This window comes from Microbacterium sp. T3-8 (genome assembly GCF_055398145.1).
This window is the reverse complement of the sequence record NZ_AP027918.1, coordinates 2,335,349-2,350,083: the sequence shown is the minus strand read 5'-3', so window position 1 is coordinate 2,350,083 and position 14,735 is coordinate 2,335,349. Positions and strand designations below refer to the sequence as shown.

Sequence of the window (14,735 nt, the reverse complement as noted above, 5' to 3'; positions counted from 1 at the left end):
ACTGGCCCCGTGTGCCTCAGGCGCTGAGCGGGGTCCGTCGCTGCAGCATGCCTCTTTCGGCCCGCGTCTGAGGGGGGATGGCGGACAGCAGTGACCGCGTGTAGGCGTGGGACGGTTCGCGGTACACCTGATCGGTGTCACCGATCTCGACCATGTGACCGAGGTACATCACCGCGACACGATCGGCGATGTGGCGGACGAGTGACAGATCGTGCGCGATGAAGACGATCGACATGCCCAGGCGTTGCCGCAGATCGCAGAGAAGGTCGATGATCTGCGCGCGGATGGAGACGTCCAGCGCGGATACCGGTTCATCGCAGACGAGGACGTCGGGATCGAGCGCGAGCGCGCGGGCGATCCCGATGCGCTGCCGTTGACCACCGGAGAACTGGTGGGGGAAGCGTGATCCCATCTCCGGCGTGAGACCAACGAGTTCCAGGAGCTCGGCGACGCGCTCGCGTCGGCTGACCGCGCTTCCCGTGCGCGTCGCGGCGAGGGGCTCGGCGATGATCTGCTGTACCGTCATGCGTGGATTCAGCGACATGTACGGATCTTGGAACACCATCTGGACGCCGCGACGCAGGATCTTGCGGTCGCGGAGGCGCCCGCGCGTCACGTCCTGATCTCGATAGGTGAGGGTGCCGGCGTCAGGTGAATCGAGCCCGACGAGCATGCGCGCGAGAGTCGACTTCCCGCTGCCCGACTCGCCCACGATCGCGAGGATCTCTCCTTTTCGCAAGTGGAGGTCGACGCCGGCAACGGCGGCGACTCGGTGCGCTCGGCGCCCGCTGCCCGAGCGGAACGTGCGCTCGAGTCCGGTGCCGTGAAGGATGGGCGCGGCCTCGGAGTCATCGATGGCGGCGCTGACGTCGCGTGGCATGGAGTGCAGAAGTTGCAGCGTGTACGGGTGCTGGGGCGCGGTGAGCACCGTGTCGGCGCTGCCCGCCTCGACGATCCGACCCGAGCGCATCACCGCGACCTGGTCGGCGACTTCCATCACCACGCCGAGGTCGTGGGTGATGAGCAGGATCCCCATGCCGAGGCGATCGCGGAGCGAGAGGAGCAGGTCGAGGATCTGCGCCTGGACCGTCACATCGAGCGCGGTGGTCGGCTCGTCCGCGATGATGAGATCGGGTTCGAGGGCGATCGCCATCGCGATGAGGATCCGCTGCCGTTGCCCGCCCGAGAACTGATGGGGATAGTCGTGGACCCGCTTCTCCGGCGTGGGAATGCCGACCAGCGTCAGCAGTTGCACCGCGCGCTTCTCCGCCGTGCGGCGGCTCGCCGTGCGGTGCGCTCGAATGAGGTCGATGATCTGGTCGCCGATGCTGAGCACGGGGTTGAGTGCCGACAGGGCATCTTGCATGACCAGGCTCACCTGCACCCCGCGCAGTCGTCGATGCTCCTCGTCCGAGAGCGCGAGCAGATCGACGCCGTTCAGGGTCAGGCCGTCAGCTGCCACGTCGCCCTTATCGATCAGACCCATGATGGCCCGCGCGGTCATCGACTTGCCGGACCCGGATTCGCCGAGCAGTGCGAAGACCTCGCCGCGTCGCACGGTGAGGTCGACACCGTCGACGACGCGATTGCGACGTCCATCGGACGACAAGGTGACGGTGAGGCCTCGAACGTCGAGGACGATGTCGTGCTCTGCTGCAGGCGTGGTGTGCATGAGGCCATCATGCCAGGAATCTGCTCTGAAATGTTTCGAACAGGAAACATCTAAGCCGAAAATGTTCATCAGTCTTGACATTTGTGCCGAAATCATCGAGATTCGAGGAAATCTCCCCTTCGTCGAGCGGGAGAGGCTTCCCCGCACCACCGAACCGAAGGAGCGCATCCGTGCTCGAACCAGCCGACCGTTACACCGGTTACACCGCCTACGACTACCTCGAAGGGGGCAAGGACTATCGTGAGTTCCGCTACGCCAAGCAGATCGGCCGAGTCCCCGCCTACGAGGGCCTCGACCTCAGCACGGCTCAGAAGGAGCGCACCGAACGCCTGCTGCGCGAGGAGACCGTGATCTCGCTGCACGAGCACGTCCAGGTCTTCCCTGAGGACATGGGCGAGCTGCGCGACCACATCCGCCAGGGTCGCGAACCCACCGGATACCAGGGACTCGCCCGCTCCGGACTCACGGCCGTCTTCGACAACGGCATGGACGGCACGTGCTGCATCTCGAGCGATGCCGGCTGGAAGTATCAGGACGTGCTGTTCGATCTGGGGGTTCGGATGGCCGACCTCGCACACCAGGACTTCGTCATCAAGGCGGAGTCGATCAAGGACATCCGCCACGCCGCCGAGACCGGTCGTGTGGCCCACATCTTCGCGCTCGAAGCGGCGACGATGATCGAGAACGAAGTCGATCGTCTGGACGTGCTGTACGGCTTCGGTGTGCGCCAGATGGGTATCGCGTACTCGGAGGCCAACATGCTCGGCGGCGGACTCAAGGAGCGCGGCGACGGCGGCCTCACGTACTTCGGCGAGCGCGCGGTCGAGCGGATGAACAAGCTCGGAATCGCCATCGACATCTCCCACTCCGGCGACCGCACGTGCGTCGACGTCGTCAAGCACTCAAAAGTTCCGGTGTTCATCACGCACGCCGGCGCGCGGGGCCTGTGGCCGACGAACCGTATGAAGACCGACGAGACGATCATCGAATGCGCCAAGCGCGGGGGAGTCATCGGCATCGAGGCCGCACCTCACACGACGATCTCGCCGCAGCATCCGAAGCACTCCCTGGAGTCGGTCATGGACCACTTCCAGTACTGCGTCGACCTCGTCGGTCTCGAGCACGTCAGCTTCGGCCCGGACACCCTGTTCGGCGACCACGTCGGTCTGCACGACGCGTTCTCGTCGAACCTGTCCCTCGGCCAGGCTCACGCGAACGTCGACTACGAGAAGCAGCCCTACGTCGACGGCATCGAGAACCCCGCCGAAGCCTTCTACAACATCATCGGCTGGCTCGTGAAGCACGACTACTCCGACGACGAGATCCGCGCGGTCGTCGGCGGGAACACCATGCGCGTACTCGAGGAGGTTTGGGTCTGATGAAGCACAGCAAGTACCTCGCATTCGGCGCCGCCGCGGCTCTGGCCGTCGGTCTCGTCGCCTGCGCCCCCACGGCACCACAGCCCGGGGAGTCAACCGGGAGCGCCGGCCCCAGCGACGAGACACTCAGCATCGGCACGACGACGGACGTGGTCAACTTCAACCCCGTTCTCGGCAACAGCCGCACGGACTCGTGGATCACCAACCTGATGTATCCGCACCTGTTGAGCATCAGCGACGACGGCACCAAGGAGGCACACGTCGCGACCGACTGGGGCTATGTCGACGACACGACCGGGTTCTACGAGATCCGCGACGATCTGACGTGGAGCGACGGCGAGCCGCTGACGGCCGAGGACGTCGCCTGGACGCTCAACGCCGTCAAGCGCGACGAGGCACCGGGGACGTTCTTCGGTCAGCTCGGCAACCTCGACACCGCCACCGCGGTCTCGGACACCCGCGTAGAGCTCACGCTCACCCAACCCGACTCGTCGATCGTCGACGAGATCGGCTTCTGGGGCGTCGTGGTGCCCCAGCACGTGTTCGAGCCCCAGGGCTCCATCGCTGAGTTCGCCAACGACGGCAGCGACGGCGGTTGGGTGGGCATGGGCCCGTTCATCCTCAGCGACTTCCAGGTGGGGCAGCACTACACGCTCGAGCGCGTGGAGGACTACCCCCTGGTCGACGGTGGCGTGCCGGGTCCTGCCGAGGTCGTGTACCGCGTGTACCCCGATGTGAACACCGAGATCCTGGCGCTGCAGAGTGGCGAGATCGACGTGATCGCCAATGCCCTCCCGCCCGCGCAGGTCGAGCAGCTCCGCAGCACCGACGGCCTGCAGGTCATCGAGGCGGCGGGTCTCGGCTACGCCCACCTGGTGTACAACATGGACAAGCCGGATCTCGCCGACGCGCTCGTCCGCCAGGCGCTCGCCCACGCGGTCGACTACGAGGCGATCCGCACGGTGGTGCTGCAGGGTCAGGCGGTCTCGACCGGCTCCAGCGCGCTCATGCCCGTGCTCGCGAAGTACTACGACGATTCGGTCACCGAGTACGCGTTCGATCCCGAGGAATCCCGCTCCCTCATGGAGGAGGCGGGCTACACCGCCGGAGCCGACGGCACGTTCCCGGTCTCGTTCCGTCTCATCTACTCACTTCAGGACAGCGTGACGAGCCAGTGGGCGCAGATGGTCAAGGACAGTGCCGCCGAGGCGGGCATCACGATCGAGCTGCAGGGCACCGAGCGCAACACCTACCTGTCGATGACGAGCGAAGGCGACTACGACATCTACGCCGGCAATTTCGCCATCATGGACGACCCGGTGACGAACTTCGCGCTCTCCTACCTGCCCGGTGGAGCGATCAACTACACCCACGTCGACGACCCCGAGCTGAACGACCTGATCGAAGAGGGCATGGTCACCTTCGACGAGGACGAGAAGATCGAGATCATGCGCGAGGCGAACAAGATCGTGCACGAGCAGGTCTACGACAACATCATGTACACGCAGAACCTGTTCTTCGCCGCCAGCGACGAGTGGGCCGGCTTCATCTCGAAGCCGAGCGAACTGCTCTCGATCGTGAACCCGCTCTCGCTCGCGAGCGCGCACCCGGTCGAGTAACACCACCCCCACTCTCGAGGAAGGTCGCCCGGGTGTCCCGAGCATCGTTCATTCTCCGTCGCGCAGGTAGAGGTCTGCTCACGATCTGGTTCGCCGTGACCGTGACGTTCCTTCTGCTCCGTCTGCTCCCCGGCGATCCGGCGCTCGCGCTGGCGAGCCCGAACATGACGGATGCCATCCGGGCGACCATCCTCGAGCAGTACGGCCTCGACCAGCCCCTCATCGTGCAGTACGGGCTGTACATGTGGCAGCTGGTGCAGGGCAACCTGGGCATCTCGTTCACCCAGTCCATCCCCGTCCTCGACGTGCTCCTCCAGCGGTTGCCGTGGACACTGCTGCTGACCCTCACGGCGCTGGCTCTCACGATCGTGATCGGCATCCCGCTCGGCGTCGCCGCGGCGTCGCACAAGGGACGCTTCATCGATCGGGCCGTGCAGATCGTCGGCGTCACCGGTCAGTCCCTCTTCGTGCCCAGCGTGGCCATCCTGCTGCTCTTCGTCTTCGGTTTGAACCTCGGATGGTTCCCGATCGGCGGTGCTTACACGAACAACACCTATGGCTTCGAGTGGTATCTGAGCGTCGCACAGCACCTCGTACTCCCGGCGGTCTCGCTCATGCTCATCCAGGTGGGGTCGTACGTGCTCACGATGCGATCCACGCTCATCGAGACGCTGGGCGAGGACTATATCCTCCTCGCGAAGGCGAACGGTCTCCGCGGTCGCCGCATCCTCTGGAAGCACGCGCTCCGCAACGCGCTGCTGCCCACGACGACCCTCATCGGCCTGCAGCTCGGGTTCCTGGTCGGCGGGGCGGTGCTCACCGAGACGGTGTTCGCGTATCCGGGAATCGGTCGCGGGATCTACGAGGCCGTCACGCAACTGGACTTCCCTGTGCTGCAGGGCGCCTTCCTCATGCTCGCGGTCACGGTGGTCGTCGCCAACACCGTCACCGACATCATCTACGGCTACCTGGACCCGAGAGTGAAGACCTCATGACCGCTCCGCTGCCCTCCACCGAGAATCTCCACCCCACCGAACCCGCCGCCGTCGGAAGCGAGCGAGCGAGCGCCCACACGTGGCGGGCGTTCCGGCGCGACCCGCTCGGGATGATCTCCCTGGGCCTGCTGATCCTCCTCGTGATCGTCGCACTCGCTGCCCCGCTGATCGCGCCCTATCCGGCCAGTTACGGCCCCGATGTGCTCAGGCCGCCGGGAGGCGAGCACTGGTTCGGTACCGATGCCCTGGGGCGCGACGTGTTCTCCGAGGTCATCTGGGGAACGCAGCAGAGCGTGCTCGTCGCGGCGGCGGCATCCGTCATCGCGATCGTCTTCGGAACGATCATCGCCGTCATCGGAGCCTACTTCCGTCGTCTCGACGGCTTCATCAGCGTGATCGTCGACATGACGCTCTCGCTGCCCGTGCTGCCGCTGATGATCCTCATCGCCGCCCTCGCGGGGCCGAGCACGACGACGATCATCCTCGTCGTCGCCGCCTTCTCCTGGCCGGAGGTGACCCGTCTCGTCCGGTCGCAGGCCCTCACCGTCGTCGGCCTGCCCTACGTCGATGCCTCGCGTCTGATGACCACGTCCCCGTTGTGGATCATCTCGCGGCATGTCCTACCCGCCGTGACCCCGGTCGTCGTGGTCTCGGTCGTGGTCACGGCATCCCGAGCGGTGCTCTCGGCCGCGGGCCTCGCGTTCCTCGGCCTCGGCGATCCGACCACCTGGTCGTGGGGGCGCATCCTCTATGAGGCCCAGCAGGCCGGGGCAATGGTGAGCGCTTGGTGGCTCACGCTCTTCCCCTCGATCGCCATCCTCATCCTGGTGTTGTCCGCCACGCTGTTGTCGATCGCGTACAACGACGCGCGAAACCCGCGTCATCTCGCCCGTTGAGAAGGAGAACCGCATGACCGATCTCGATCAGCGTCTCGCTCCCGAGTTCTTCGATCGGGCCCAGGAGCGGGTGAGAGCGATGATGGCGGAGGAAGGGTTCGATGCCTTCCTCACCGACCACCCCGAGGACATCGCCTACCTCACCGGATTCTTCCACCATCCCTCGGAGCGGCCCGTGGCGATCTGGCTGGAATCGAGCGGGAGGGTGGTCATGCTCCTGCCCGAGCTCGAGCGCGAGTACGCGGAATCGCAGACGGCCAGGGCGGAACTCGTCGCCTTCTTCGAGTATCCCGGAGTGACGTCGCCCTTTGCCGTGCTCGCGAGCGCGGTGCGGCCATGGGGGCGCGTCGGCTTCAGTTCGTCGATGACGTTCCAGCGGCTCGCCGCGGCGCGCGCGGCGATGAACGATGCCGACTTCGTCGCCTCCGATCTCATCGGCCGCGCCCGCTACGTGAAGTTCCCGGAGGAGATCGCGTTGCATCGGGAGGCCGCGCGCGTCACGGATCGCATGCTCGACGCGGGCGTGCGCCTCGTGACCGATGCCATCTCCGCCGGGGGAGACCTCCCGACCGAGGCGGAGCTCGAACGTCATGTCACCGCGACGGGGACCGGGATCATGTACGCCGAACATCGCAACGTGGTCGTCGCGTCGCTGCTCGCGGGCGGGCTCGTCTACTCGGGTGCGAACTCCGCGTTCCCGCACGGCCTTCCCTCCGTCAACCGGCTGAAAGCGGGCGACACGTTCATGCTGTCGCTCGGTTGCGCCGTGGGTGGGCGCTTCATCGAGGGGGAGCGCACCTTCGTGCTCGGCGAGCCCACGGCGGATCAGCGCCGGTACCACGACACGATCCGTGACGCACAGGCCCTCGGGCGAGAGACGATCCGCGCCGGGCGCGAGTGCCGTGAGGCGAACCGTCTGTGCCTCGAGGTCATCCGCGAAGCGGGCCTCGGGGACTACATCCGTCATCGGCAGGGACACGGAATCGGACTCGGCATGCACGAGGCGCCCTGGCTGGAGGACGGCGATGCAACGCTGCTCGCCGCCGGAATGGTCGTCTCCAACGAGCCGGGCATCTACGTACCCGGGCACGCGGGATACCGCATCAGCGACAGCATGCTCGTGACCCCAGATGGTGCCGAGGCGTTGACCACCTTCCCCCGCAATCTCGACGACTGCACGATCGCTCTCTGAGCGCCACCGACCCAGAAAGAGGACGACATGACACCGACCCCCGAGGTCTCCCCGGAGTTCGCCGCCGCCACCAGCGACCACCAGTGGGTCGAGATCAACGGCAACCATCTCGCGGTGGAGGTGCTCGGTCCGGAGGGGGCGCCGGTGATCATCACCCATCACGGCGCGCCGGGTCTCGGCTCTCGGGCAGAGCCGCGCGCGAGCTTCGGACGCCTCGCCGACGAGTACCGCGTCGTCGTCTTCGACGCGCGGGGGAGCGGCGTGAGCGAGGGAGAGGGCACCTACAGCCACGAACAATGGGCCGCCGACATCGACGGCCTGCGCGAGTGGATCGGCGCCGAGCGGATCGTGATGGCCGGGGGATCCTACGGCGGATTCATGGCCATGGAGTACGCGCTGCGCTACCCCGACCGCGTCGCAGCCGTGGTGCTGCGCGACACCTCTCCTGACAACTCGAACGCGCACCTGGCCCGCGAGAACGCGCTCGCCTCTGATCGCGTCACCATCGACATGGAGAAGTTCGACCGCATCGACGTCGGTCAGGTGCACGACGACGAGGACCTGAAGGACTGCTGGCGCGAGATCCTTCCGTTGTACGACTTCGTCTACGATCCCGAGGCGACCGAGCGGAAGGTGCAGGCGACGCCATACCGCTATCGGGCCCACAACTACGCGTTCTCGGTGAACCTCCCGAACTACGACCTCAAACCCCGTCTGCACGAGATCTCCGTCCCGACACTCATCACCGTGGGGCGGACGGATTGGATCACGCCAGTATCGTGTAGCCAGGTGATCGCCGATCTCATCCCGGACTCCGAGATGGTGGTGTTCGAGAAATCCGGGCATTCGCCCCAGATCGAGGAGGCAGAGGCGTGGACCGACGCAGTGCGCACCTTCCTGCACCGGGTGTACCCGCCGACGGTATGAGTGCCGCGCACACGGGACGCGAGGTCAGCGACCTCGACCGGCGCATCGTCGTCGCACTGCAGCAGGATGGCCGCGCGAGCTGGACCTCGATCGCGGAGTTCGCCGGGGCATCCGTCTCGACGGTGACCCGCCGCGGGCAGCAGCTCCTCGCCGAGGGAGTGGTGCGGGTCGGGATCGTGCCGACTCTGGGCAGCGAGGGGCACGTCGAGACGTTCTTCGTGCGCATCAACTGCACGCCGGGCTCGCAGTTGGGCGTGGCGGAGGCGCTCATCGGGTCGCCGTACGTGCGCTTCGTGACGCTGGTGACCGGCAAGTTCGACGTCTTCGCCGAGGTGGTCATCCCGGGGGATTCGGCGACCTACGCCCATGTGCTCACCGATCTGCAGGGCATTCCGGGTGTCGAGCGGTGGCGCAGCGACCTCGTGGTCCACACCTACAAGGTGAGTTTCGATTGGGGACGCCAGCTCTACGATTCCCACGCGGAGGCCGCGAGCGATCCGCAGTCGTACATGCCGGCGCCGAACACGTGCGATCCCTCCCACTTCGACGACGCGGATCACGCGATCGTGCGCGAGCTCAGCGAGAACGGACGAGCATCGTTCCTGTCGATCGCCGCGAAGCTCGAGATGAACGAGAGCAGCGTGCGGCGGCGGTACGAACGCATGCGGAGCGCGGGGTGCCTGACGACGGTGACGATGGTGCCGGCATCGGCACTCGGTATGAGCGCAGAGACGCTGCTGATGCTGCGCGTCGAGCCGTCGCGGCTCGCCTCCGTCGCCCAGACCCTGTCGCAGCACGTATCGGTGCGTTTCCTCGCGGCGGCGCTCGAGGAGAACTCGCTCTACTGCGAAATCATCCTGCCGAGCACCGAGACGCTGCACGACTTCCTCACCGGTACGATCGCGCACCTCAAGGGCGTGCGCGGATGGACCGCCGCCATGGAACTGGTCTTCATGAAACGCGGTTTCATCGAGACGCCATGGTGGCGCGCTCAGGTCGCGTCGGCCGGGGCCTCCGAAAGCTGAGTGCCGGCGCGGCATCCTGCATGGATTCTGTCAAGGGTCTTCCCCGGCGGTATACCGGCGCGCACACTCTTTCTTAAGGGGAGAGAGTCTTGGAGGGCCGACATGACAGAGGATCCAGAACCGCGCTACGTGCTGCGTCGGATCACCCCGACCGAATGGGTGATCAACGACCAGCGCTTCCCTGCGAACGACCCGCGTCACATCGTCGCGTGCGTCTACGAATACGCCGAGACCGAGGTCGAGGTGGTGTGGGTGCGCGATCTGCCGCTCGCGATGCGCTATTCGAACGCCTTCGAGGTGCTCGCCGACGTCGAGCGCATGCACGGATCGAGCCGGGCCACCCGCCCGGTGCAGATTCCTCATCTCCCACCGTTGCTGGCCAACTGAGTCGGCATCCCGTAACGGGCGGATGCGATTGTTCGCACCCGCCCGTCGGACGTCTCGTTCACTCGCCCTCTGCGGCGATCCGATCGGCCTCGGCGCTGTCGACCTGCGTGCCGTCGATATCGGGATCGACCTCTTCCGCGCCGTCGACCTCGAGCGTGGGGACTCCGTCGCGATCATCGTCCGACTCGTCTCCGAGCGACGGGATCGGAGGGATCGGTGGGGGATTGGACATCGGATGCTCCTCTCGTCGGTGAGGGCCCCACGCTATGAGTGTGCGACCCCGGCTGGAGAGGCCGTTGACGAAGGCGTCCCAGGCGTGTAGTTCTGCCGTCATCGTCAGATTTCGCGGGCCGGCACGTTGATAGTCCGGGGAGAGAACGCGCGTTCCCGAGCGCGCCCCGGAGAGGAACGCACATGAAGCGTGCATCACGTCTTGGAACCGCAGCGATCGCGGCAATGGCGGCAGTGGCCGTGCTGTCTGGCTGTTCGGTCATCACCGACCTGGTCGGAGGGGGCAACGCGGTTCGCGATGCCGACAGCGCGGAGATCACGGAGGGCGGTGACCTCAGCGTCTTCACGCTCGAACTCGGCGACTGCTTCAACGACACGGTCGCAGAACAGGTCAGCGAGCTGCCCGTCGTGCCCTGCGCCGACCCGCACGACAACGAGGTCTACTACGAGCACGAGATGCCCGAGGGTGAGTTCCCGGGCGACGAAGCGATCTCGGCCGCGGCCGAGGAGAACTGCCTCGCGCAGTTCGAGAGCTTCGTCGGCATCGCCTACGCGGATTCGGTGTTCGAGTACAGCGCCCTCACGCCGAGCACGGGCGGCTGGGAGGACTACGACGACCGCCTGATCCAGTGCATCGTCTTCGACCCCAGCGCGCAGGTGCAGGGCTCGCTCCAGGGCGTCGCGCGCTGACGAGGAGGGGCGACGACCTCAGAGGGCGACCGCGAAGGAGGAATTCTCGCGTGTCGGCGTAATGAACCGGCTTCTGCGGCGTCTTCCTAGTGGGGCCGGACGGTGTGGACTCCTCCGGCTCGCACGATCACGAAGGAGTTCCATGTCCCCCACTGGAGTCGTCCCCCTGCCGTCCGCCGCATCTGCTCGGACCGGGATGGTCCGCGTCTCGCTCGTCGTCCGCGACGAGCGCGGGTTCACCCACTATTACGAAGAAGTCGAGACCACGGCGGATGCCGTACGCGATGCGTACGACCTCATGGCGCGCCGGTCCCCCGCCGTCGCCGGGTGACCGACGCCGGCGACGCACCGATCCGGCATCCGTCCTTCGGACTTTCGACGCACGTCGGATGCCCGGCCCACCCCGTGCCCCTAGCGTGAGGGGCACGGGAAGGGAGGTATCGCCGTGGAAGAGATCCGCCGCGAGGCGCTGGACGGGATCCAGCAGATGGAGCGAGAGCTCATCGTCCGCGATTTCGTGGCGGTGCTGAACGAGGGCGGCGTGGGCGAACTGCTGCCGTTCCTCACCGAGGACGTCGTTTACCGTCCTTCGCACAACCGGGGCGTGACGGGCCGCCGGGAGATGCTGGCGATGATCGAGGAGATCAGGTCGCGCTTCGCGGAATGGTCGACGGCGCTCGTCACCGTCGCGGTGGCAGGAGACACCGTGCTCACCGAGCAGGTGCTGCACCTGCGCCTCCCGGAGGGCGAGAGGTGCGAGGTGCTGGGGTTCGGGAGCTTCCGCCTCGACGGCTCGCGGATCTGCACCTGGCATCAGGTGCACGCCTGAGCGGGCACCGCGGCGTCAGGCGGTCTCGCGCTCCTCACTGGCGCTCGCATACCAGAGGCGCAGCGCGCTGCGGGAGTTGACGCCCGTCTTCGCGTAGAGGTGTCGGATGTGCGAGACCACGGTGTGCGGCGACATGAACAGCGCGTCGGCGATCTGCTGGGTCGTGGCCCCGAGCGCCACGCGCTCGATGACCTGGCGTTCGCGGGTCGAGAGAAGTTCGGGCGCCCCGCGCCGGGCCGGCCGGCGGCGGACACCCCGCGTGCGCAGCGCGCGCAGCACACGACTCGCGTCGCGCACGGCTCCGAGGGACTCGTAGATCTCCAGCGCTTCGTCGAGCGCTCGTCGTGCCTGCTGTTCGTCGCCGCCCACGAGGGGGCGCAGCTCCAGCACGCGGGCCAGCACCAGCGGACGCGACAGTCCGCGCAGGGCGGATGCTGCGGCGTCGAGTGCGGCGGGGTCTGCGCGGGTGCGTCCGACCACGGCATCGTGCACAGCGCGGGAGAAGACGCTGTCGGGGTTGAGCTCGCAGCGACGACTCGTGCGCTTCAGCACGGCGGCGATGGTCTCGTCGTCGTTCGTGCGCACGGCGAGGTCGGCGAGCACGATGTCGTCGGAGAAGTCCGACGGGGTCGTCATGGGAGGCACGGGAGCGTCGAGCCCTGCCCGGGCGAGAGCGCTGGCGGAGACCGCATCGTCGAGTCGCCCCTCATCGATGGCTTCGACGGCGAGGAGCCAGCGGCCGGCCTTCGTCACGGCCGTGCTCGTGGCGAGTGCCTCGACGATCGGCTTGGCCTGCGCGCGGATCTGCGCGTCGCCGGTGTGGAGAGAGATGCGGAAGAGCACGACCCCGGCCGTGGCGTTGGCGAAGTCTCCCAGCCCCAGCTCGGCGGACAGCGCGAGCACGGCCTCGGCCAGCACACGGGCCTCGTCGATCCGGCCGCCGTCATAGAGCACCCGGGTGCGCACCATCATCCAGAACGCCTCGGCCACCGCGCTGCCCGCTGCGCGTGCCTCGGACAGCCCGAGGTCGGCCAGCTGCAGGGCAAGCTCGGGATCGCCCATCGAGTTGTGCAGGAATGCGGGCCAGAGGCCTTCGGGGAGCCAGCGCGATGTGACGAGTCCGGCTTCCTCGGCGCGGCGGAGTGCGGCGTCGATGAGCTCCACCGCCCGATCGTGGTGGCCGCTGTTGAACTGATAGACCGAATCCGTCGCGTCGATGGTCGCCAGGGCGAGATGATCGGTCTCCGGATCGGCGACCTCCCGCGCGAGGGTGAGCGTCTGTTCCAGGCCGGCGAAGTCGGCGCGGTTCGCGCAGTTGAGCGCGCGGACGGCGAGGAGCTCGGCCCGAGTGCTGCGTGCGATTCCCCGGATGCCGAGCGCCTCGTCGCAGGTCGTGATCGCTCGATCGAACGAGAACTCGGTCTGGCGTCGGGCGACGGCCAGCAGAGCGCGGGCGCGCAGATCGGCGGAGAGATAGGGGGCGAGGGCGGTCGTGACCGCCTGGGCCTCGTCGTGGCGGCCGTCGGTCCACACCAGCGGGAGGAGTTCGGCGGCGCGAACGACCAGTCGCGGGACGTGCAGCGCGAGGCGGATCGCTGCGGCCGCCAGATCGGCCGCGAACGCGGAGTCGGTCGTCGAGATGTCCCGAGCGGCCTCGGCGACCAGGACGAAGGAGTCCTCGTCGCCGGGCTCCGCCGCCTCGATCAGAGCGGGCGCGACAGCCGATGCCGGCTCGCCCGACGACAGGCGCACCCGCACGACCTCTCGGAGCAGCGCGGGGCGGATGGGTGGGGCGATCGACGCATCGGCCGCTTCCCGCAGGGTGTCGTGGGTGAAGGCGAGAGCCGCGCCGTCCCCGACGAGGATCGACTCCGCGAGAAGCTCGTCGACCGATGGCGCGGCGGCCGCTGCCGAGAGGTCCAGCACGCGGAGCGCGTCGCGCAGGCGGAACCTGCGTCCGAACAGACTCGCCACCTGCGCGAATCGCCGGGCGGCCGGTGAGATCGAGGAGAGTCGTTCGCGCGCGGCCGCACCGAACCTCGCCGGCACGGCGGCATCCACCGCGTCGACGGACCCCGCGTGTCGGGCCAGGAGGTGCTCCTCGCGGAGCCCGCGCACGAGTTCGACGACGAGGAGGGGAACGTTGGCCGTCTGGTCGAGTGCCGCACGCAGCACAGGACCGGGGGTACCACCGGCGATGTCGGCGGCGATCTCCGCGGATGCCGAGGAGTCGAGCGGAGCGAGCTCGATGACGAGACCCTCCCCGGCGATGTGCGCTGCCGCACGAGCATGCGCGGAAGGGAGGACGCCGTCGCGTGCGGCGACGAGCCACGCGACGGGCTGGTCGGCGAGTCCGCGCACGAGCGCGATGAGCGTGGTCACGGATGCAGTGTCGAGCCACTGCAGGTCGTCGATGACGATCAGGAGGGGATGCTCGGCCGCGGCCTGCTCGAGACGGTCGAGGAGCAGACGGGTGACCCAGTACCGGTGCTCGCCGCCGGAGAGCACCGGCTGCAGATCGGCGGGTGTCAGCAGCGGGGAGGATCCGCGCAGCGACGCCTCGAGGAGGGCCGCGAGAGGCACGGTCGACTCGTCGACGTCCGGGGCGATGACCAGCGTGCGCCAGTCGGACACCGAAGCGCGGGCGAGCACTTCGGCGAGCAATCGCGTCTTACCGATGCCCGGCATGCCGCGCACCAGAACCGGACCGCCGGCGCCGTCGCGCACGGAGGTGAGCACGTCGAGGATGTCCGTCAGAGCGTCGTCGCGACCGCGGAGAGGAGCCGCGTGCGCCGCGGGGGAGCCGGCGAGGAGAGCGCGGTCGGATCCGACGGCTCCGCCATCGGATGTATCGTGCATGATCCGATTATGACGGATGCGCACGGCGAAGCTG

At 67.5% G+C, this 14,735-nt stretch carries 14 protein-coding genes; 11 read left to right on the top strand and 3 right to left on the bottom strand.

The genetic code is table 11. The annotated features are described in order from the left end of the window. Window positions 1-16: 16 nt before the first annotated feature. Entirely contained in the window at window positions 17-1,741 is a 1,725-nt protein-coding gene (locus tag ACZ5Y9_RS11250) for a dipeptide ABC transporter ATP-binding protein (protein WP_464471368.1), read from the bottom strand. 101 nt (window positions 1,742-1,842) lie between these two features. On the opposite strand from ACZ5Y9_RS11250, the gene ACZ5Y9_RS11245 reads away from it, so the two are divergent. The 8 genes from ACZ5Y9_RS11245 (at window position 1,843) to ACZ5Y9_RS11210 (ending at window position 10,092) form a co-directional block, all read left to right on the top strand. Continuing rightward, window positions 1,843-3,051, top strand: a complete 1,209-nt coding sequence (locus tag ACZ5Y9_RS11245) for a dipeptidase (protein ID WP_464471367.1) — start codon at window positions 1,843-1,845, stop codon at window positions 3,049-3,051. Continuing rightward, a complete protein-coding gene (locus ACZ5Y9_RS11240) occupies window positions 3,051-4,670 on the top strand; it encodes an ABC transporter substrate-binding protein (protein WP_464471366.1) in 1,620 nt (539 codons plus the stop codon). The genes ACZ5Y9_RS11245 and ACZ5Y9_RS11240 overlap by 1 nt, the downstream gene beginning before the upstream one ends. A 95-nt stretch (window positions 4,671-4,765) precedes the next feature. Further along, on the top strand, window positions 4,766-5,665 hold the full coding sequence (locus ACZ5Y9_RS11235; RefSeq protein WP_464471365.1) for an ABC transporter permease: 900 nt from the start codon (window positions 4,766-4,768) through the stop codon (window positions 5,663-5,665). Beyond that, complete coding sequence (locus tag ACZ5Y9_RS11230; protein ID WP_464471364.1) at window positions 5,662-6,561, top strand: ABC transporter permease; 900 nt, start codon at window positions 5,662-5,664, stop codon at window positions 6,559-6,561. The genes ACZ5Y9_RS11235 and ACZ5Y9_RS11230 overlap by 4 nt, the downstream gene beginning before the upstream one ends. Before the next feature lie 13 nt (window positions 6,562-6,574). Continuing rightward, on the top strand, window positions 6,575-7,753 hold the full coding sequence (locus tag ACZ5Y9_RS11225; protein ID WP_464471363.1) for a M24 family metallopeptidase: 1,179 nt from the start codon (window positions 6,575-6,577) through the stop codon (window positions 7,751-7,753). Between the two features lie 27 nt (window positions 7,754-7,780). Continuing rightward, entirely contained in the window at window positions 7,781-8,680 is a 900-nt protein-coding gene (locus ACZ5Y9_RS11220; protein WP_440748399.1) for an alpha/beta fold hydrolase, read from the top strand. Further along, a complete protein-coding gene (locus tag ACZ5Y9_RS11215) occupies window positions 8,626-9,705 on the top strand; it encodes an Lrp/AsnC family transcriptional regulator (protein ID WP_464471362.1) in 1,080 nt (359 codons plus the stop codon). Before ACZ5Y9_RS11220 ends, ACZ5Y9_RS11215 begins: the two co-directional genes overlap by 55 nt. Before the next feature lie 102 nt (window positions 9,706-9,807). After that, window positions 9,808-10,092, top strand: coding sequence for a hypothetical protein (locus ACZ5Y9_RS11210; RefSeq protein WP_247622168.1), 285 nt, complete (start codon window positions 9,808-9,810; stop codon window positions 10,090-10,092). Between the two features lie 58 nt (window positions 10,093-10,150). On the opposite strand, the gene ACZ5Y9_RS11205 is transcribed toward ACZ5Y9_RS11210, so the two are convergent. Then, window positions 10,151-10,324: a hypothetical protein gene (locus tag ACZ5Y9_RS11205; protein ID WP_247622169.1), complete on the bottom strand. Its 174-nt coding sequence runs from the start codon at window positions 10,322-10,324 to the stop codon at window positions 10,151-10,153. Between the two features lie 182 nt (window positions 10,325-10,506). Between ACZ5Y9_RS11205 and ACZ5Y9_RS11200 the strand changes: the two genes are divergently transcribed. The 3 genes from ACZ5Y9_RS11200 to ACZ5Y9_RS11190 all read left to right on the top strand — a co-directional run bounded on the left by ACZ5Y9_RS11200 (window position 10,507) and on the right by ACZ5Y9_RS11190 (window position 11,842). After that, a complete protein-coding gene (locus tag ACZ5Y9_RS11200; protein WP_247622170.1) occupies window positions 10,507-11,013 on the top strand; it encodes a septum formation family protein in 507 nt (168 codons plus the stop codon). 142 nt (window positions 11,014-11,155) lie between these two features. Beyond that, window positions 11,156-11,344, top strand: coding sequence for a hypothetical protein (locus ACZ5Y9_RS11195; RefSeq protein ID WP_247622171.1), 189 nt, complete (start codon window positions 11,156-11,158; stop codon window positions 11,342-11,344). Window positions 11,345-11,458: 114 nt separating this feature from the next. Beyond that, window positions 11,459-11,842, top strand: a complete 384-nt coding sequence (locus ACZ5Y9_RS11190; protein WP_247622172.1) for a nuclear transport factor 2 family protein — start codon at window positions 11,459-11,461, stop codon at window positions 11,840-11,842. A gap of 15 nt (window positions 11,843-11,857) precedes the next feature. Here ACZ5Y9_RS11190 and ACZ5Y9_RS11185 read toward each other — a convergent pair whose 3' ends face one another. Next, window positions 11,858-14,701: a helix-turn-helix transcriptional regulator gene (locus ACZ5Y9_RS11185; protein WP_464471361.1), complete on the bottom strand. Its 2,844-nt coding sequence runs from the start codon at window positions 14,699-14,701 to the stop codon at window positions 11,858-11,860. Between the last annotated feature and the right edge of the window lie 34 nt (window positions 14,702-14,735).